The following is a 19,315-nucleotide window of genomic DNA, read 5'->3' as shown; positions in this document are numbered from 1 at the left end:
TTTCAGACTCGCTCGATGGCGCGCTCGCCGAACAGGCCGGCGGGACGGATATACAGGAAGGCCAAGGCCAATACGTAGGCGAACCACGGCGTGATGCCGCCGCCGATCAGCGGGCCGATATACACCTCGGCGAGGTTCTCGGCCGCGCCGACAATCAGCCCGCCGACAATCGCCCCGCCAATCGAGGTAAAGCCGCCGATAATCAACACCGGCAAGGCCTTGAGCACCACCAGCGACAGCGAGAACTGCACACCCTGGCGCGCGCCCCACAGCAGCCCGGCGACCAGCCCCACAATCCCGGCCACCGCCCAGACGATCTGCCAGATGCGGTTGAGGTTGATGCCGATGGACAGCGCCGCCGTGGTGTCATCCGCCACCGCCCGCAGCGACACACCGATGCGAGTCTTGTTGAACAGCAGCGCCAGCACCGTTACCAGCACCACTGCGGCGGCGGCGGCGATCAGGTCGAACTGGCTGAGCATCAGCGGGCCGACAAACAGCGGCACGTCGTCGATGCCCAAATCCAGCGCACGCACCTGCGAGCCCATCAAGCCTTGGGCGAGGCCTTCGATAATGAACGACAGGCCCAGCGTGGCCATGAACAAGGTGATCCGCGAACGGTTCACCAAGGGCCGCAGCACCAGGCGTTCGATCAGCAGCGCGCCGACGATCATCACGATCACCGTCAGCAACAACGCCAGGGCAAACGGCACGCCTTGGTCATGCAGGCTGACAAAGGTCAGCGCGGCAAACAGCAGCATCGCGCCCTGGGCAAAATTGAACACGCCACTGGCCTTGTAGATCAGCACAAAGCCGATGGCGACTAGCGAATACATGGTGCCGGCGAGCAGGCCGCCGAGAAGGGTTTCGAAGAAGAAGGTCATCAGTGCGCCGCTCCCAGATAGGCCGCGATCACTTCGGGATTGGCTTGCACCTCAGCAGGCGTGCCGTCGCCGACCTTACGCCCGTAGTCGAGCACCACCACATGGTGGGACAGGCCCATCACCACGCCGATGTCGTGTTCGATCAACACCACGGTGGTGCCCAGGTCACGGTTGACGTCGGCGACGAAGCGCGCCATTTCCTGTTTTTCCTCGGCATTCATCCCGGCCATGGGCTCATCCAGCAGCAACAGGCTGGGCCCGGCGATCAAGGCGCGGCCCAACTCCACGCGTTTTTGCAGGCCGTAGGACAGGTTGCCCACCAGCACATCGCGGTGCGCTTGCAGCTCCAGGAATTCGAGAATGCCCTGGGCACGCACGCGGAACGCTTCGGCTTCGCGGCGCGCACGGGGCAAGCCGAGGGCGTGTTCGATAAAACTGCTGCGCTGATGCCGCGACAGGCCAGTGAGGATGTTGTCGAGCACGCTCATCTTCTTGAACAGCGCGTTATTCTGGAACGTGCGGCCGATGCCCCGGCGCGCTGCGCCCAGCGGGTCGATACGGTGAAAGTGCTGGTCTTCGAAGACGATCTCGCCGGCATCAAAGCGGTACACGCCGTTGAGCACATTGAGCAACGAACTCTTGCCTGCACCGTTGGGCCCGATCAGCGCGCAGATCTCGCCGCGCGCCACGTCGAAGGACAAGGCATTGATGGCCTTGACCCCCTTGAACGACAGCGAGATATCCCGCACCTGGAGAATGGCTTGGCTCATGCGATGTCCCGTTTGAATTCGGCCAGCCACACCGGTGATGAGGTGGCCTTGAGGGGTTGCCAGATATACGCCAGGCGTTGGAAGCCGAGCAGTTTGCGCACGCGGTTTTTCAGCAGGCGTCGCAGGCCGCTTTGCGGGTGGGCGATGGCCCAGTCGCACAGGCGTCGGCGCCAGGTGCCGTGGGGGGCGAGACGGCTTTCGATTTCATCCGCCAGGTGTTGCAGGCGTTCGGCAGACAACAGCAAGCCAGTGGGCGCGACCTCACGGCGATCGCGCTGCGCCGAGGCCAGGCTTTCCGGGAAGGCCAGGCCGTGACCGGTGTTGAGCCACTGCTCCAGCAGCACCGCCAGGCCACCCTGCCAGTGGGTGCCCTCTTCGCTCCACAAGGCGGTTTCGCCGGCGGGTTGCCACCAGCGGGCGAGGTGTTGCGCCGGATCCGTCGAGCCGAGCAGTTGCACAAAGTCCACCACGTTGGCGGACGCCCAGTGCCTTTTCTGCCGACCTTGCACATAAGAATGGCTGGGGCGGATACGCCACAGTTGCTGCTGCACCGCTTCCGGCTCCAGGTCATCGGCCAGGGTCAGCACCTGCCCGCCGACGGTTTGGGCGGCCAGGGCCAGCAGCAACAGATTCGGTTCAAACGCACCGCTCAAGGCCAAGCGCGACTGCTCGTTGAAGCCCTGCTGACGCAAGCCATCGGCCAGGCGTTCGACGTCACGCAAGGCGTCGATCCAGCGCCACGCATACCACTGGCCCTGGCGCTTGTGGCGCAGGGCGGTGTGCAGTGGTGTGATCTGCGCCCAGTGGTGCAGTTGCTCGAGGGCCTTGGGCAGGTTGTCGAGCCGTTCGGCAGGCCATTCCGGGGCCAGCGGGCGTTTTAGTTCGTGCACGCTCATAGGGGTAATGCTCCTATTGGGTGGTTAAGCGTGCGGTGGTCCGCTGGCCGATATAGATCAAGCAATGAAGATCAAATGTGGGAGCTGGCTTGCCTGCGATTGCAGACTGTCAGTCGATGCATTTGTAGCTGACCCACCGCTATCGCAGGCAAGCCAGCTCCCACAGGGATCGAGGTGTGTCTGTTAGAGGGTGGTGGCCTTGAGGTCGCGGTAGCTGGCGCCGGGGTGGTTGGCGCCTAAGCGTGCACCGTCGCCAAACAGCTTTTCGCGCAACGTACCCTGGGCATACTCGGTCTTGTACACACCGCGCTTCTGCAACTCCGGCACCAGCAACTCCACCGCGTCGATAAAGGTCTCGTGGGTCAATGCGTACGCCAGGTTGAAGCCGTCCACATCGGTCTCTTCGACCCACTCCTGCAACAAGTCCGCCACGGTCTCAGGGCCGCCGACAAACAACGGGCCAAAGCCACCAATGCCAACCCAGTCGGCCAGTTCATTGGGCGTCCACACCTTGTTCGGATCCGCCGTGGAGAACGCTTCCACCGCCGACTGAATCGCGTTGGTGTGCACATGCTTGAGCGGTTCATCCGGCTTGAACTGGCTGAAATCAATACCGGTCCAGCCGGAGATCAGCGCCATCGCACCTTCGTAGCTGACGTAGGATTTGTATTCGTCGAACTTGGCCTTGGCCTTCGCATCGGTCTCGCCGACGATCACCGTCTGCAAGTTGAAGATCAGGATCTTCTTCGGATCGCGGCCGGCCTCGGCCGCACGCCGGCGGATATCGGCAACGGTCTTTTTCAGCAGCACCTTGGACGGCGCGGCGACAAACACGCACTCGGCCTGCTCGGCGGCGAACTGCTTGCCACGGCTGGATGCCCCCGCCTGGTACAGCACTGGCGTGCGCTGAGGTGACGGCTCGCACAGATGAATGCCGGGCACCTGGAAGTGTTTGCCGACGTGGCGGATCTCGTGGATTTTGCTCGGGTCGCTGAAAATCCGCCGCTCACGATCACGCAGCACGGCGCCCTCTTCCCAACTGCCTTCCCAGAGTTTGTAGCAAACCTCCAGGTATTCCTCGGCATAGTCGTAGCGCGCGTCGTGTTCGGTCTGGGCTTTCTGGCCGAGGTTTTTCGCGCCGCTCTCCAGATAGGAGGTGACGATATTCCAGCCGATACGGCCCTTGGTCAGGTGATCCAGGGTCGATAGGCGGCGGGCAAACGGATAAGGGTGTTCAAACGACAGCGAGGCCGTCAGGCCAAACCCGAGGTGTTCGGTGACCAAGGCCATCGGCGCGATCAGCGACAGCGGGTCGTTGACCGGCACTTGGGTGGCCTGGCGAATCGCCGCGTCGCCATTGCCGTTGTACACGTCGTAGATGCCCAGCACGTCGGCGATAAACAGGCCGTCGAACTTGCCGCGTTCGAGGATCCTGGCCAGGTCGGTCCAGTATTCGAGGTCCTTGTATTGCCACGAACGGTCACGCGGGTGTGCCCACAGGCCGGGGGATTGGTGGCCGACGCAGTTCATGTCGAAGGCATTCAAGCGAATTTCACGGGCCATCACAGCACTCCGTTGAGGTGGTAGTTGCCGACGATCTGGTACTTGGCGCGCAGCGGGTCATCCAGGGTCGAGGGCAGCGCGGTGCGTTGGCCGGTCAGTTCAAACTCGGCGTTGCTCGCGGCGATCAAGGCTTCGGCGGCGGCGATCTGCGCTTCGGTGGCGGCCACCGGGCTGGGATGGGTTGCGGCGCGTTCCAGCAAGGCAGCGGCCACATCGACGCGGATCTGCAAGTCGCCGAAGCGGCTGATCACGTAGGGGTCGGTGCTGGTTTCGACATGGCGGCGGGTACTGTCCAGCAGTTGGCGTGCAAGGTTCAATGCGGTCATGGGTAGGCTCCTCAGTTCCAGGCGTGGCGCGCGGGCTTCACGCCGTTGAGCACGAAGTTGCCGATCAGGTGGTACTTCCAGCGGGCCGGGTCGTGCAGGGTGTGGGTACGCGCATTGCGCCAGAAGCGGTCGAGGTTGTGCTTGCCGGTCACCGAGCGGGTGCCGGCCAGTTCGAACAGTTTGCTGCTGGCGAGCAAGGCGGTTTCGGCGGACAGCACTTTGGCCTGGGCGACGACCAGTGAGGCGTGGGCCACCGTGTCTTCGCTCGGTTCGGCGAGGGCGCGGTCCACGGCTGCACCCGCTTTGGCGAGGATGGCTTCGGTGCCGTGCACGCGCCATTGCAGGTCACCGATGGCGGCGATGGTGAACGGGTCTTGCCAGCCGTGCTCCTGCTGGCTGTCGATCCACGGGCGCGCTTGGCGGGCGTAGATCTTCGCTTGTTCCAGGGCGCCGAGGGCGATGCCGGTATCGACGGCCGCCTGGATAATCTGCGAAATCGGGCCGTTGGCGGTGGGTTGATCGAACGCCAAATGGGCCGGGATCACGGCACTGCGCGGCACGCTGACGCCATCGAGGGTCACGCCGCCGCTGGCGGTGGTGCGCTGGCCGAAACCGTCCCAGCTGTCGATCACGCTCAGGCCTTGGGCATCGCGCTCGATAAAGGCGATGAACGCCTGGTCCTTTTCGTTGTTGCCGACGGTGGGCACGATATGGGCGAACAACGCGCCGGTGCAGTAGAACTTCTCGCCGTTGATTTGTGCAGTGTCGCCGTGGAAGCGGATCTGCGTGTCGAAGGTACCGGCGTTTTTGCTCTTGGCTTCGGAGAAGGCATTGCCGAAGCGGTAGCCGGCCAGGACCTTGCCGAAGTAGTGACGTTTTTGCTCTTCGGTCGCGGTTTGCAACAGGATGTCTACGACGCCCAGGTGGTTCTGCGGAATCTGCCCCAGGGACGGGTCGGCGGCGGAAATCAACTTGATCACCTCGGCCACGGTCACATAGGACACCTCGGCGCCGCCGTAAGCCTTGGGAATGGTGATGCCCCACAGGCCGCTCGCGGAAAATTCGTCGAGCTCGGCAATAGGCAGGCGCCGCTCGCGGTCGCGCTCACTGGCTTCGACGGCAAAACGTGCGGCCAGGCGCGTGGCAACCTCGATGGCTTCCGCGTCCGAGCGGATGATATGGGCAGGGTGTAAAGGGTGGGCAGACATGGGCCGACTCCAGGCTCCGATGGGATAACAGAGTGATTGCAGGAGTCGTGCCGAAAAAAAATATCCTTTCGAATCAAGCAAATACTAAAAAATAACGACAAAAACGCGCAACCTAAACCAACACACTGCATATTTGCTGTTGCCCAGCGAACAGTATGTATAAAACCACTCAACAAAAAAAACGCCCACCGTTGTGGGCAGGCTGATAACGAGAAATATGAACATCAAGTCAAAACTGCATGCATCACGGCACAACTTATGAAAACCAAACAAAGAAACAACTTCACGAACAACGCCAATGACGCCCTCGCTATATAAAAAGACACGCCAACTAAACCACCCCTTTAACGAGGATATCAACAGGCGCCTCTAAACTACATCATAGTGCCTTTGCCCAGAATGACCTACATCACCTCCATCAACGCGCTGCACAGAATAAGAAATCTTTGTATATGAGCCTCCATTCCTATTTACTGGCCTAACGAGTACTTTGAGGGTGTCTTGTGGGTCTATTACGTCCAGAAAATCAATCCACGTACCACCTAAAATTTCTTGAAGACACGTAACTCTATCCCCCAGTTCGATACCGACATAAGGGGATATGTGTATATAAGCAGCCTTGGCCACAATATCGGACTCATTGATCGTGCCATCATTATTCACGGGAATAATCGAAGCATCAGGCAACACCGCGCCAGGTTGATTTACGCCTGGGGCAAAAATAAATACGCTCATTCTGTGCACCTCCATTAAATTAGTTAACTCGACATCCCTCAATATCAACACCTTCAGGGTGTCGAAAAGCAATGTACTACTTAATGCCCATCGTGAAACCTGCCAGACTTGACAGTTGACATTTGAAAGCTTTTCCGCTCCTCAAGGTGTCATACCCGTGCGCCCCCTGAATTAAAGGATCAACTGCACAATCCCAGCAGAAGCAAAAATGGGAACTCATCAACTACGTGTTGGAGCGCTGTTCCCCGACCTTGCCTTTTCCATTCTGCAGCACGCTGCCTCAACAGTGACACCCACCAAGAGAGCCTCATATAAAGTGTGTGTGTTATTCATTGCGAAAACCAATGCATTGACGCAACAACCGCTTGTTCACACATCTCCAACGCACGCCATCAACTTTGGCAGTTGACAAACTAAATAACGACATTCCATACAAACTTTACGGCGACATCCCCATCATTGCGATAGGCGTGTGGCAGGAATGGTGATGCCCCACAAGCTGCTCGCCGAAAATTCGTCGAGTTCGCCAACGGGCAGGCGACGCTCACGGCCGCACTCACTAGCCTTGACGGCAAACCGGGCTGCCTGGCGCGTGGCGACGTCGCTAGCCTCCGCGTCCGAGCGGATGATATGGGCAGGGTGTAAAGGGTGGGCAGACATGGGCCGACTCCAGGCGCCGAGGGGATACAGGAGTGATTGCAGGGCCCGCGCCTGAATTTAATCGTCAACAAAATCAGCGGGTTGCCGATTAAATCGATTGATGGACAGCGTGTTAAACCAGCAAAGTGTGCATCCACGGTTGCGTGGCGAACAGTTAGATCACCACATTACGTATAAAGCGTACGGCCACATCACTGTCATTGCGATAGACGTGAGGCTGATGGCTGGCAAACATGAAAAATTCGCCAGCGCAGATGGTCTTGTTTTCATCCGCCAACACCAGGGTCAGACAACCTTCAAAGACAAATAGCTGCTCGCTCCAACCTTCCAAGTCTGGGTCCGGGCAATAACGGTCGCCGGGCTCCAGGCGCCACTCCCACAGCTCCACTTCCCGCCGTGCCGTGGCCTTGGCCAGCAATACCGCCTTGCTGCCGTCGATCTCACCGGCCCAGGCCAGCTCGTTGATGCGGCTATGGTCACGTACATCCGGCGCCTGGATCAGGTCGCTGAACGCCACGTCCAAGGCTTCGGCCACACGGTCGAGGGTGGACAGACTGACATTCTTCTCCCCCGCTTCGATGGCCACCAGCATGCGCCGGCTGACCCCGGACTTTTCCGAGAGCGCGGTCTGGCTCAGGTCGGCGGCATGGCGCAGGCGACGGACGTTCTGGCTGACGTGCTGCAGGACCGAGGCCCGTTGCGGATTTTCTTTGTGCACTATATTGCTCAATGGGTGGGTGTGCGCAGTATACTGCCCAGCGTGCGGCGCATTGTGCGGTCCGTGCCTTTCCCTTGCAAGACCGAGCCGCCATGACTGCCGCCAAATCCCCCTCGCGTTTCAACCGTTTCAGCAAAGCCGAATGCATCCTGGTGGTGATCACCATGATCTGGGGCGGCACCTTTTTGCTGGTGCAGCACGCCATGACCGTCAGCGGGCCGATGTTTTTCGTGGGCCTGCGTTTTGCCGCGGCGGCGATTGTGGTCGGCTTCTTTTCCCTGCGTACCCTGCGCGACCTGACGCTGTTCGAGTTCAAGGCCGGGGTGTTTATCGGTGTGGCGATCATGTTTGGCTACGGTTTGCAGACCATTGGCTTGCAGACGATCTTGAGCAGCCAGTCGGCGTTTATCACGGCGCTGTATGTGCCCTTCGTGCCGCTGCTGCAATGGCTGGTGCTGGGGCGCCGTCCGGGATTGATGCCGAGCATTGGCATCATGCTCGCGTTTGCCGGGTTGATGTTGCTGACGGGGCCGGCGGGGGCGTCCTTGAACTTCAGTCCAGGTGAAATTGCCACCCTGATTGGTGCGATCGCCATAGCGGCCGAAATCATCTTGATCGGCGCCTATGCCGGGCAAGTGGATGTGCGCCGGGTCACCGTGGTGCAGCTGGCTACGGCGTCGGTGCTGTCGTTCATGATGGTGGTGCCGATGGGCGAAGCATTGCCGGGGTTCTCTTGGCTGTTGCTGTTCAGCGCGGTGGGCTTGGGCTTGACTAGCGCGGTGATCCAGGTCGCGATGAACTGGGCGCAGCAAAGCGTTTCGCCGACGCGGGCGACGTTGATCTATGCCGGCGAGCCGGTGTGGGCTGGGGTGGTGGGGCGGATTGCCGGGGAGCGTTTCCCGCCGATTGCGATGCTGGGGGCGGCGTTGATTGTGGCGGCGGTGATTGTCAGTGAGATGAAGACCAAGGGGCAGAAGGCGTTGGCGTTGGAAGATGAGCTCGAGCAGGAACGACAGGGGTAAGTCCCGACTCGGTCAAGTGTGGGAGCGGGCTTGAAGGTAGTGTCTGTAAACAATGCTAAATGGGCGTTTTCGGCTTACCTTGTAGGATCCTGCCACATCTTGCCGTTTGGTGATCGAGAAAGCGGCACGTATGATGCATCCCAAACTCCCGCAGATTAGAAGCCTATGTCCCTGATAGTTCTACTGCTTCTGCCTTTTATCGGCAGCTGTCTGGCGGCTTTGCTGCCGCATAACGCACGTAACACCGAATCCCTGTTGGCCGGCCTTGTGGCCCTGGTCGGCACCATTCAAGTCGCCCTGCTCTACCCCCAGATCGCCCACGGTGGCGTGATCCGCGAAGAATTCATGTGGTTGCCCAGCCTGGGCTTGAACTTCGTGTTGCGCATGGACGGGTTTGCCTGGCTGTTCTCGATGCTGGTGCTGGGCATCGGCACGCTGGTGTCTTTGTATGCGCGTTACTACATGTCGCCGGATGATCCGGTGCCACGCTTCTTTGCGTTTTTCCTGGCGTTCATGGGCGCGATGCTCGGCCTGGTGATCTCCGGCAACCTGATCCAGATCGTGTTCTTCTGGGAACTGACCAGCCTGTTCTCGTTCCTGCTGATCGGCTACTGGCACCACCGCGCCGATGCGCGACGCGGCGCGTACATGGCGTTGATGGTCACCGGCGCGGGCGGCTTGTGCCTGCTGGCGGGCGTGATGCTGCTGGGGCATATCGTCGGCAGCTACGACCTCGACCGCGTGCTGGCGGCGGGCGAGCAGATCCGCGCCCACGCGCTGTACCCGATCATGCTCGCCCTGATCCTGATCGGCGCCCTGAGCAAAAGCGCGCAGTTCCCGTTCCACTTCTGGCTGCCCCACGCCATGGCGGCACCGACGCCGGTCTCGGCGTACCTGCATTCGGCAACGATGGTGAAGGCCGGCGTGTTCCTGCTGGCCCGCCTGTGGCCGTCGCTGTCCGGCAGCGAAGAATGGTTCTATATCGTCGGCGGTGCCGGCGCGATCACCCTCCTCCTCGGCGCTTACTGCGCCATGTTCCAGAACGACCTCAAGGGCCTGCTGGCCTATTCCACCATCAGCCACCTCGGGCTGATCACCTTGCTGCTGGGCCTCAACAGCCCGCTGGCCGCGGTCGCGGCGGTGTTTCATATCCTCAACCACGCCACGTTCAAGGCGTCGCTGTTCATGGCGGCGGGCATCATCGACCACGAAAGCGGCACCCGCGACATTCGCAAACTCAGTGGCCTGGTGCGCCTGATCCCGTTTACCGCGACCCTGGCGATGGTCGCCAGTGCGTCCATGGCCGGAGTGCCGCTGCTGAACGGTTTCCTGTCCAAAGAGATGTTCTTCGCCGAAACCGTGTTTATCTCGGCGACCAAATGGGTGGAAATCACCTTGCCGGTCATCGCCACCATCGCCGGTACGTTCAGCGTGGCCTATGCGCTGCGCTTCACGGTGGATGTGTTCTTCGGCCCCACCGCCACCAACCTGCCGCACACGCCCCACGAGCCACCGCGCTGGATGCGCGCACCGGTGGAGTTGCTGGTGTTCACCTGCCTGCTGGTGGGGATCTTCCCTGCGCAGATGGTCGGTTCGATCCTCGCCGCTGCCGCCTTGCCGGTAGTGGGCGGCGTGTTACCGGAATACAGCCTGGCGATCTGGCACGGCTGGAACGCGCCGATGATCATGAGCCTGGTGGCCATGACCGGTGGCGTGATCCTCTATCTGCTGCTGCGCAAGCAACTCAAGCGCGGGCGCTTCAAGTACCCGCCCGTGATCAGCTACTTCAACGGCAAGCGCGGCTTCGAGCGCTGCCTGGTGGTGTTGATGCGTGGCACGCGCAAGATCGAGAAGCTCATCAGCACCAAACGCCTGCAAACCCAGCTGTTCCTGCTGGTGCTGGCGGCGGTCATCGCCGGCTTGATCCCGATGCTGCACAGCAGCCTCAGCTGGGGCGACCGGCCGAAGATCCCGGGCTCCATCGTCTTTGTGACCCTGTGGCTGCTGGCGATTGCCTGCGCCCTCGGCGCCGCCTGGCAGGCCAAGTACCACCGACTGGCGGCCCTGACCATGGTCAGCGTGTGCGGCCTGATGACCTGCATCACCTTCGTATGGTTCTCGGCGCCGGACCTGGCGTTGACCCAGTTGGTTGTAGAAGTGGTCACCACCGTACTGATCCTGCTGGGCCTGCGCTGGTTGCCACGGCGGATCGAAGAAGTCTCGCCACTGCCAAGTTCCTTGCGCAAGGCACGCATTCGCCGCCTGCGCGACTTCCTGCTGTCCACCGTTGTCGGCGGCGGCATGGCGTTGCTGTCCTACGCGATGCTGACGCGCCAGACGCCCAACGACATCTCCTCGTTCTACCTCAGCCGCGCCCTGCCCGAAGGCGGCGGCAGCAATGTGGTGAACGTGATGCTGGTGGACTTCCGTGGCTTCGACACCCTCGGCGAAATCACCGTGCTCGGCGCCGTGGCGCTGACGGTATACGCCCTGCTGCGGCGTTTCCGCCCCTCGAAAGAGAGCATGCAACTGCCCGCGCAGCAGCGCCAACTGGCGCCGGACGTGGCCACCGACCTGGTCAACCCGCGCCAGGCCAGCGATACCGCATTGGGCTTCATGATGGTGCCCGCCGTGCTGGTGCGCCTGCTGCTGCCGATTGCGCTGGTGGTGTCGTTCTACCTGTTCATGCGCGGCCACAACCAACCGGGCGGCGGGTTTGTCGCCGGGCTGGTGATGTCTGTCGCCTTTATCCTGCAATACATGGTCGCAGGTACGCAGTGGGTCGAGGCGCAGATGAGCCTGCGGCCGATGCGCTGGATGGGCTTCGGCCTGCTCTCGGCAACCCTCACCGGGCTGGGTGCGCTGTTTGTCGGCTACCCGTTCCTGACCACCCACACCTGGCATTTCAGCCTGCCGGTGCTGGGCGATATCCATGTGGCCAGCGCGCTGTTCTTCGACGTTGGCGTGTACGCCATGGTGGTCGGTTCGACGCTGCTGATGCTCACTGCCCTCGGCCACCAATCGGTGCGTGCCCATAAACCGAGCAACCAGGCCAAAGTGGTTGCCGCAACGGAAGGAGCGGCCTGATGGAAGAAGTCATCGCAATTGCCATCGGAGTGCTAGCAGCCTCCGGCGTGTGGCTGATCCTGCGACCGCGGACATTCCAGGTGGTGATGGGCCTGTGCCTGTTGTCGTATGGGGTCAACCTGTTCATTTTCAGCATGGGCAGCCTGTTTATCGGCAAGGAGCCAATCATCAAGGACGGCGTGCCGCAAGACCTGCTCAACTACACCGACCCCCTGCCCCAGGCCCTGGTGCTCACGGCCATCGTGATCAGCTTTGCCATGACCGCGTTGTTCCTGGTGGTGCTGCTCGCCTCCCGGGGCCTGACCGGCACCGACCACGTTGACGGCCGGGAGCCCAAGGAATGAATTGGGTGAACCAACTGATCATCGCACCGATCCTGCTGCCGCTGCTGACCGCCGCGCTGATGCTGATGCTCGGCGAAAAACGCCGGCCCCTCAAAGCCAAGATCAACCTGTTCTCCAGCGTGCTCGGCCTGGGCATTGCGATCCTGCTGCTGTACTGGACGCAAAAAGGCGGCCCCGGCTCGATTGGCGTGTACCTGCCGGGCAACTGGCAGGTGCCGTTCGGCATTGTGCTGGTGGTGGACCAACTGTCGGCGCTGATGCTGGTGCTCACCGGCATTATCGGCGTGAGCGCGCTGGTGTTCGCCATGGCCCGTTGGGACCGTGCGGGCACCAGTTTCCACGCGCTGTTCCAGGTGCAGATGATGGGCCTGTATGGCGCCTTCCTCACCGCCGACCTGTTCAACCTGTTCGTGTTCTTCGAGGTGCTGCTGGCCGCGTCCTACGGTTTGATGCTGCACGGCTCGGGCCGCGCGCGGGTGTCTGCGGGGCTGCATTACATCGCGATCAACCTGCTGGCGTCGTCGCTGTTCCTGATTGGCGCGGCGATGATCTACGGCGTCACCGGCACGCTGAACTTCGCGGACCTGGCGCTGAAAATCCCGCTGGTGCCAGAGGCCGACCGTGGCCTGCTGCACGCGGGCGCGGCGATCCTCGCCACGGCGTTCCTGGCCAAGGCCGGCATGTGGCCGCTGAACTTCTGGCTGGCCCCCGCCTACTCCTCGGCGAGTGCGCCGGTGGCGGCGATGTTTGCGATCATGACCAAGGTCGGCGTGTACACGGTGCTGCGCCTGTGGACGTTGCTGTTCTCCGGCCAGGCCGGTGCGTCGGCGTTGTTTGGCGGCGACTGGCTGGTGTACGGCGGCATGGCGACCATCATCTGCGCCGCGCTGGCGATGGTGGCGGCGCAGCGCCTGGAACGCATGGCGAGCTTGAGCATTTTGGTGTCGGCGGGGATCTTGCTGTCGGCCATCGGTTTTGCCCAGCCGAGCCTGACGGCGGGCGCGTTGTTTTATCTGGTCAGCTCGACGCTGGCGTTGAGCGCGCTGTTCCTGCTGGCCGAGTTGATCGAACGCTCACGTTCGGCCAACGACCTGCCGCTGGACGAAGAGATCGATGCGCTGCCACGTGCCATGGAATCGCTGCACCCGCAGCCCGGCGTCAACCTCGACGACGAGCAGAAAGCCGTGGTTGGCCAGGTGATCCCGTGGACCATGGCCTTCCTCGGCCTGAGCTTTATTGCCTGCGCGCTGCTGATTATCGGCATGCCGCCGCTGTCCGGGTTTATCGGCAAGCTGAGCTTGTTGAGCGCGCTGATCAATCCGCTGGGGCTTGGCGTCAGCATCGATGAGCCGATCCGTCCGGCGGCCTGGGGCCTGGTCACGCTGCTGATCCTGTCGGGCCTGGTCTCCTTGATCGCCTTTGCACGCTTGGGCATTCAACGCTTCTGGACCCCGGAAGAACGCCCGTCGCCGCTGTTGCGCCGCTACGAGTGCGTGCCGATCTTCTTCCTGCTTGGCCTGAGCATCCTGCTGACCTTCAAGGCCGAGCCGCTGATGCGCTACACCGAAGCCACCGCCGTGAGCCTGAACAACCCGGAGCACTACGTGATGGCGGTGATGGCCACGCGGCCAGTGCCGAGCCCGGAAGCCAAGGCCGCCGCGCTGGAGGTGCAGCCATGAAGCGTCTGTTCCCTGCCCCGTGGCTGTCCCTGGCGCTGTGGCTGTTGTGGCTGGTGCTGAACCTGTCCGTGAGCCCCGGCAACCTGCTGCTGGGCGCGCTGCTAGGCTTTCTCGCGCCGCTGCTGATGGCGCCGCTGCGGCCGCTGCCGATCCGCATCCGCCGCCCCGGGGTGATCATCCGCCTGTTCTTTGTGGTGGGCCGCGATGTGATCGTGTCCAACCTGCAAGTGGCCTGGGGCGTGCTGACCTGTGGCTCACGTCCACCGCGCTCGCGCTTTATCAAGATCCCCCTGGACCTGCGTGACGCCAACGGCCTCGCCGCGCTGTCGATGATCACCACCGTGGTGCCCGGCACCATCTGGTCGGAACTGGCACTGGACCGCAGCATCCTGCTGCTGCACGTGTTCGACCTGGACGATGAAGCGCAGTTTATCGAGCACTTCAAGACCACCTACGAGCGGCCCCTGATGGAGATCTTCGAATGAGCGCCCTGCTCTCCAATGCGATCCTGTTCAGCCTGTTCCTGTTCTCCCTGGCCATGGTGCTGACCCTGGTGCGCCTGTTCAAAGGCCCCTCGGCCCAGGACCGGGTACTGGCGCTGGACTACCTGTACATGCTGGCGATGCTGATGATGTTGGTGCTGGGCATCCGGTATGCCAGTGACACCTACTTTGAAGCGGCGCTGCTGATCGCGCTGTTCGGCTTTGTGGGCTCGTTTGCCCTGGCCAAATTCCTGCTGCGTGGCGAGGTGATTGAATGATGCCGTTATGGGTGGAAGTGATCGTCGCGGTGCTGCTGGTGCTGAGCAGCGTGTTTGCCTTGATTGGCGCGATTGGCTTGCTGCGCATGAAGGACTTCTTCCAGCGCATGCACCCACCGGCGCTGGCCTCGACGCTGGGGGCTTGGTGTGTGGCGTTGGCGTCGATTGTGTATTTTTCGGTGCTCAAGTCCGGGCCGGTGTTGCACGGGTGGTTGATCCCGATTCTGTTGTCGATCACGGTGCCGGTAACGACGTTGTTGTTGGCGCGTACGGCGCTGTTCCGCAAGCGCATGGCCGGTGATGATGTGCCGGCCGAAGTCAGCAGCCGCCGCTGATCCCTCAGGAAAACTCGGTTAAACATGTGGGAGCGGGCTTGCTCGCGAAGGCGGTGGATCAGTGAATATATCTTTGACTGACACACCGCATTCGCGAGCAAGCCCGCTCCCACATTTGGCTTTGTGCTAGACGAAAGACCGGATTCGCGCCGCTAGCTCAGAAAGTTCGGCATCATCCGCCCGCCCATGATCATGGGACGAGATATAACCTTCATACGCGTCGAAAAACTTGTCCACCTTCGAACTCAGCGGCTTGAACGCACTGTCCGAGCCCGTGCCATGCATGGGAAACAACTTCGCATGCAGATGATCCACGCCATACCCCTCCAGCATCATCCCCGTACGCGCCACATCGGGAAACGCCCGGTCGATCAGCAGCGCAGTCTTCTTGGTCGCCACGATAAGATCAGCCAACACTTCATCCGACTGCGCAAACGCATAACTGCCGTAATGCTGCTTGGGGATTACCACGCTGAAACCCGGGGTGTTGGGGAAAATCGAAAGGAAGGCCATATGCTGGTCGTCTTCCCACAGGATATGGGCCGGGGCGGTTTTGCGGACAATGCTGCAGAAGATACAATCCATTTTAATCGCTGCCATTTGAGTCGTGGGTTTGCTCGTGGAGAGCATCTAAAGCCAGGATTCGGCGCACGTCAAACCAATAGGAAAAGGAGTTCCACCCGACCATGACCATCAAGTGTTCCGTGTTTATCGCAGCCAGTGTTGACGGTTTCATCGCACGGCCCGACGGCGATATCGAGTGGCTACACCGCCCGCAATACGAAACCCCGGTGCTGAACGGCGTGACGTATGAAAGCTTCATCGCCAGCGTCGATGCTTTGGTCATGGGGCGCAAGACCCTGGAGAAAGTCCTGTCCTTTCCCGAGTGGCCGTATGAGGGCAAGCCTGTCATTGCGCTGTCTCACCAACCATTGGAGATCCCCGCGCATTTGCAGGGCAAAGTGGAAGTACTGGCGGCGGATGTCAGCGCACTGGTCACACAACTGGCCGAGCGCGGCATGCAGCATCTGTATATCGACGGCGGGCAGACGATCCAGGCGTTTCTTCAAGCGGGCCTGATCGACGAGCTGGTCATCACGCGCATTCCGGTGTTGCTGGGCGAAGGGATTTCGTTGTTCAGCCAGGTGGGCAGCGAGCATGAACTTCGCCATCTCGGCACGGATGTGTCGGACAATGGCTTTGTGCAGAGCCGCTATGCCATTGCGAAGGCAGTGACTGCCTGATGAGGGCATAGGCGACCACAACCGCTCCACCGGCAAAGCCGGAGGCTATTGCAAATGGGTGGATTATGTACGGCGCGATGTCTAGCACATCATTCTGCTCACGTATTCAAGCCCCATGAATACCTGGAAATATCCTACAGACGCCTAAAAACCACTTGCGCACATTGCTCAGGCACCTAGATGAGATGAAGCCGTGCCAAGGAAAGCCAGGCACGAAAACACTAATCCACGAGATTTGCGCGATGGCCAATATTCAAAGAATTGAGCTGGATCAGCTTGCCGAGCAACTTCACAGCCTGATACGAAAAGCCTGGCCGGTGAGTAACCAAATCTGGGTAGACACCCACATGTCTGACCGCTATCTACTGCTGGTTTCAGGTCAGCAGGCATATGAAATAAGCGTGACCGATTTTGTCCCGGTAACGCGTGCAGACGTCGATGCAGCCCCGCCCCATCCTCATGCCGATGGCGGCCGGGGGGCATTGCGTTTTGTCTGGTGGAAAGGCAGGCAGGCTATCGCTTTTGACGTCCCTTTATATCTGCCACTGCCACCCGATCGGTTCCCCCCGTTACTGTCAGATGCGCAAGAAATCTACCTATTTGTAGTGCACGAGATTTTCCACCTTATCCAGTTTTCAGAACAGCGCTGGACGCCTCCCCAAAGGACATTCCTGGCGAAAGAGTATCCCGTCCCGACGAATCCATGGCTGTACCGCACGATGCTCTACCATGCGCTCCAACGCTGCGCATCGCCCCCCTCTCAAGCCTATCTGGCTGAAGCCGCCTATTGGCATGGGCTCTATGTCAGTCAATTCCCGGAAACAGCGAAAAATCTAAAGTATTACGATGTCATTGAAGGCAGCGCCCAGTTTTTCCAGGCGCAGATTCACGCTGCGGCACTGATCGACAATCCCGCTGACAACGAGGCGCGGCGAGCAAAAGCCGCTGAGTTGAGCTACCCGGTTTCACCCGCGATGCAACAATGGCTTCTCCAGAATGTCAACGGATCCTACTGGATCGGAGAGGCTGCAGGGGCCGCTCTTGATGTCGGCGACAACCACTGGAGAGCGGACGTTGCAGCTGGCCAATCGCCCATGGACATCTTGTCCTCGACGATTGATCCGCCAGCCCTCCCACCGGTGCCTGAAGCCGAAATTGTGCGTGAAAACACAGCGCTGATTGCCGAATTGAACCGTGTTATCGCCGTTCAACTGGAGCCTGTAATCCAAGGTTTTCTCGACAAAAACCATGTATTGCTACTGCTGTCCAATTGGTGGGAGATGGCGATAGATCCAAGTAAAGAAGAAGAAATAGCCGAAGCACGCAAGAACACTGTACTGGTCACTACCGGAAACTTTGTATCCGCAGCTGTTCCCTACGCGCTATGGGGCTCCTGGGTCGGAGCCTATTTACTGGAGAACGGAAATTTCGTCATCAAGAACCTGTCGGCGCTTCAGGGAAACATACAAACAAAAGACCAGATGATCATTCCATTAAACCCGGCGGCCCCCGGGTTTGATCTCAACGATGGTGTGCTGACACTCAGTACCGAAAACATGTACGGCACATTGGCCGTCGAGGTCATTGTCGACGATGACGGGCGCACATTGCTTGTTGCCAGTTAATCCCAGACACCCAAAAAAACGCCCCGAACCAGTCGGGGCGTTTTTTTATTCAGCGTTTACCAATCAAGCCTGATCAGCCAACCGCCACGTCGTCCCACCCTTGCCATCTTCCAACACCACGCCCATGGTGGTGAGTTGGTCGCGGATGCGGTCGGATTCCGCCCAGTCCTTGTTCGCCCGTGCCGTCAGGCGCGCCTGGATCAGCGCATCCACTTCAGCCGCATCCACTCGCCCTTCGGCGCCGGCTTGCAGGAAGTCATCGGCTTCCATCTGCAACACGCCCAGCACGCTGGCCAGTTCTTTCAAGCGGGCCGCCAGGCCAGCCGCTGCGTCGAGATCGCTCTCGCGCAGGCGGTTGATCTCGCGCACCATCTCGAACAGCACGGCGCAGGCTTCGGGGGTGCCGAAGTCGTCGTTCATCACTTGGGTGAAACGCTCGACGAACGCTTCACCACCGGCCGGGGCAACCACTGGCAAGCCTTTCAACGCGTGGTAGAACCGCTCCAGGGCGCCCTTGGCGTCCTTGAGGTTGTCTTCCGAGTAGTTGATGGCGCTGCGGTAGTGGCTCGACACCAGCAGGTAACGCACAACCTCAGGATGGTACTTTTCCAGCACGTCGCGAATGGTGAAGAAGTTGTTCAAGGACTTGGACATCTTCTCGCCATTGATGCGGATCATGCCGCAGTGCATCCAGGCATTGGCGTAGGTCTTGCCGGTGGCGGCTTCGCTTTGGGCGATTTCGTTTTCGTGGTGCGGGAACTCGAGGTCGCTGCCGCCGCCATGAATGTCGAAGGTCTCGCCCAGGCAGCAGGTGGACATCACCGAGCATTCGATGTGCCAGCCCGGACGCCCGGCGCCCCATGGCGACTCCCAGCTCGGCTCGCCGGGCTTGGTGCCTTTCCACAGCACGAAGTCCAGTGGGTCTTGCTTGGCTTCGTCCACTTCGATACGTGCGCCGATGCGCAGGTCTTCGATTTTCTTGCGCGACAGCTTGCCATAGCCCATGAACTTGGCGACGCGGTAGTACACGTCGCCATTGCCCGGGGCGTAGGCGTAACCCTTGTCGATCAGGGTCTGGATCATCGCGTGCATGCCCGGGATGTGGTCCGTGGCGCGCGGTTCCATGTCCGGCTTGAGGATGTTGAGGCGCGCCTCGTCCTCGTGCATGGCGGCGATCATGCGCTCGGTCAGCGCGTCGAACGACTCGCCGTTTTCGTTGGCGCGGTTGATGATCTTGTCGTCGATGTCGGTGATGTTGCGCACATACGTCAAGTCATAGCCGCTGAAACGCAACCAGCGGGTCACCAGGTCGAAGGCCACCATGCTGCGGCCGTGGCCGATGTGGCAGTAGTCGTACACGGTCATGCCGCACACGTACATGCGCACCTTGTTGCCATCGAGCGGCTTGAAGACTTCTTTGGTCTTGCTGAGTGTGTTGTAGATCGTTAGCACGACAAAT

19 protein-coding genes and 1 pseudogene are annotated in these 19,315 nt (G+C 60.7%); 9 read left to right on the top strand and 11 right to left on the bottom strand.

Annotation, left to right across the window (positions count from 1 at the left end):
* Positions 1-2 precede the first annotated feature (2 nt).
* The 9 genes and pseudogenes from J1G37_RS16880 to J1G37_RS16840 form a co-directional block, all read right to left on the bottom strand.
* Positions 3-884: a branched-chain amino acid ABC transporter permease gene (locus J1G37_RS16880; RefSeq protein WP_207043545.1), complete on the bottom strand. Its 882-nt coding sequence runs from the start codon at positions 882-884 to the stop codon at positions 3-5.
* Positions 884-1,654 (bottom strand): ABC transporter ATP-binding protein, encoded by a 771-nt coding sequence (locus J1G37_RS16875; RefSeq protein ID WP_207043543.1) that lies wholly within the window; start codon positions 1,652-1,654, stop codon positions 884-886. The genes J1G37_RS16880 and J1G37_RS16875 overlap by 1 nt, the downstream gene beginning before the upstream one ends.
* Positions 1,651-2,550, bottom strand: coding sequence for an AMP-binding protein (locus J1G37_RS16870; protein WP_207043541.1), 900 nt, complete (start codon positions 2,548-2,550; stop codon positions 1,651-1,653). The genes J1G37_RS16875 and J1G37_RS16870 overlap by 4 nt, the downstream gene beginning before the upstream one ends.
* A gap of 183 nt (positions 2,551-2,733) precedes the next feature.
* Positions 2,734-4,113, bottom strand: a complete 1,380-nt coding sequence (locus J1G37_RS16865; RefSeq protein ID WP_207043539.1) for an LLM class flavin-dependent oxidoreductase — start codon at positions 4,111-4,113, stop codon at positions 2,734-2,736.
* A complete protein-coding gene (locus tag J1G37_RS16860; RefSeq protein ID WP_207043538.1) occupies positions 4,113-4,439 on the bottom strand; it encodes an acyl-CoA dehydrogenase in 327 nt (108 codons plus the stop codon). The genes J1G37_RS16865 and J1G37_RS16860 overlap by 1 nt, the downstream gene beginning before the upstream one ends.
* Before the next feature lie 11 nt (positions 4,440-4,450).
* On the bottom strand, positions 4,451-5,647 hold the full coding sequence (locus J1G37_RS16855) for an SfnB family sulfur acquisition oxidoreductase (RefSeq protein ID WP_207043536.1): 1,197 nt from the start codon (positions 5,645-5,647) through the stop codon (positions 4,451-4,453).
* A gap of 369 nt (positions 5,648-6,016) precedes the next feature.
* Complete coding sequence (locus tag J1G37_RS16850; protein ID WP_207043527.1) at positions 6,017-6,382, bottom strand: hypothetical protein; 366 nt, start codon at positions 6,380-6,382, stop codon at positions 6,017-6,019.
* Positions 6,383-6,859: 477 nt separating this feature from the next.
* Positions 6,860-7,042: pseudogene (locus tag J1G37_RS16845) on the bottom strand (SfnB family sulfur acquisition oxidoreductase); the annotation flags it as partial.
* Positions 7,043-7,196: 154 nt separating this feature from the next.
* On the bottom strand, positions 7,197-7,760 hold the full coding sequence (locus tag J1G37_RS16840) for an XRE family transcriptional regulator (protein ID WP_207043525.1): 564 nt from the start codon (positions 7,758-7,760) through the stop codon (positions 7,197-7,199).
* Between the two features lie 92 nt (positions 7,761-7,852).
* Here J1G37_RS16840 and J1G37_RS16835 point away from each other — a divergent pair, with 92 nt between their 5' ends.
* From J1G37_RS16835 to J1G37_RS16805, 7 genes are all read left to right on the top strand, one after another.
* Positions 7,853-8,782: a DMT family transporter gene (locus J1G37_RS16835; protein WP_207043523.1), complete on the top strand. Its 930-nt coding sequence runs from the start codon at positions 7,853-7,855 to the stop codon at positions 8,780-8,782.
* Positions 8,783-8,947: 165 nt separating this feature from the next.
* The gene (locus J1G37_RS16830; protein ID WP_207043521.1) at positions 8,948-11,869 is read left to right on the top strand and encodes a monovalent cation/H+ antiporter subunit A; all 2,922 of its coding nucleotides are present in this window, start codon (positions 8,948-8,950) and stop codon (positions 11,867-11,869) included.
* Complete coding sequence (locus J1G37_RS16825) at positions 11,869-12,213, top strand: Na+/H+ antiporter subunit C (protein WP_003192163.1); 345 nt, start codon at positions 11,869-11,871, stop codon at positions 12,211-12,213. Before J1G37_RS16830 ends, J1G37_RS16825 begins: the two co-directional genes overlap by 1 nt.
* Positions 12,210-13,892 (top strand): monovalent cation/H+ antiporter subunit D, encoded by a 1,683-nt coding sequence (locus tag J1G37_RS16820; RefSeq protein WP_017734183.1) that lies wholly within the window; start codon positions 12,210-12,212, stop codon positions 13,890-13,892. The genes J1G37_RS16825 and J1G37_RS16820 overlap by 4 nt, the downstream gene beginning before the upstream one ends.
* Complete coding sequence (locus tag J1G37_RS16815; RefSeq protein ID WP_017734184.1) at positions 13,889-14,377, top strand: Na+/H+ antiporter subunit E; 489 nt, start codon at positions 13,889-13,891, stop codon at positions 14,375-14,377. The genes J1G37_RS16820 and J1G37_RS16815 overlap by 4 nt, the downstream gene beginning before the upstream one ends.
* The gene (locus tag J1G37_RS16810) at positions 14,374-14,652 is read left to right on the top strand and encodes a K+/H+ antiporter subunit F (protein WP_105522735.1); all 279 of its coding nucleotides are present in this window, start codon (positions 14,374-14,376) and stop codon (positions 14,650-14,652) included. Before J1G37_RS16815 ends, J1G37_RS16810 begins: the two co-directional genes overlap by 4 nt.
* Complete coding sequence (locus tag J1G37_RS16805; RefSeq protein ID WP_026136444.1) at positions 14,649-14,987, top strand: Na+/H+ antiporter subunit G; 339 nt, start codon at positions 14,649-14,651, stop codon at positions 14,985-14,987. Before J1G37_RS16810 ends, J1G37_RS16805 begins: the two co-directional genes overlap by 4 nt.
* A gap of 126 nt (positions 14,988-15,113) precedes the next feature.
* Here J1G37_RS16805 and J1G37_RS16800 read toward each other — a convergent pair whose 3' ends face one another.
* Positions 15,114-15,572, bottom strand: a complete 459-nt coding sequence (locus tag J1G37_RS16800) for an HIT family protein (protein WP_207043570.1) — start codon at positions 15,570-15,572, stop codon at positions 15,114-15,116.
* Between the two features lie 101 nt (positions 15,573-15,673).
* On the opposite strand from J1G37_RS16800, the gene J1G37_RS16795 reads away from it, so the two are divergent.
* Together J1G37_RS16795 and J1G37_RS16790 are read left to right on the top strand one after the other, a co-directional pair.
* A complete protein-coding gene (locus J1G37_RS16795) occupies positions 15,674-16,231 on the top strand; it encodes a dihydrofolate reductase family protein (protein ID WP_207043519.1) in 558 nt (185 codons plus the stop codon).
* 242 nt (positions 16,232-16,473) lie between these two features.
* The gene (locus J1G37_RS16790) at positions 16,474-17,856 is read left to right on the top strand and encodes a hypothetical protein (protein WP_207043517.1); all 1,383 of its coding nucleotides are present in this window, start codon (positions 16,474-16,476) and stop codon (positions 17,854-17,856) included.
* 63 nt (positions 17,857-17,919) lie between these two features.
* Here J1G37_RS16790 and cysS read toward each other — a convergent pair whose 3' ends face one another.
* Positions 17,920-19,308 carry a cysteine--tRNA ligase gene (cysS, locus tag J1G37_RS16785; RefSeq protein WP_207043515.1) on the bottom strand — a complete coding sequence of 463 codons (1,389 nt, stop codon included), beginning with the start codon at positions 19,306-19,308 and terminating at the stop codon, positions 17,920-17,922.
* Between the last annotated feature and the right edge of the window lie 7 nt (positions 19,309-19,315).

The organism is Pseudomonas sp. Marseille-Q1929, assembly GCF_017316265.1.
Classification (GTDB): Bacteria; Pseudomonadota; Gammaproteobacteria; order Pseudomonadales; family Pseudomonadaceae; genus Aquipseudomonas.
The sequence above is the reverse complement of the archived record's forward strand: the minus strand, read 5'-3'. Positions and strand labels throughout refer to the sequence as shown.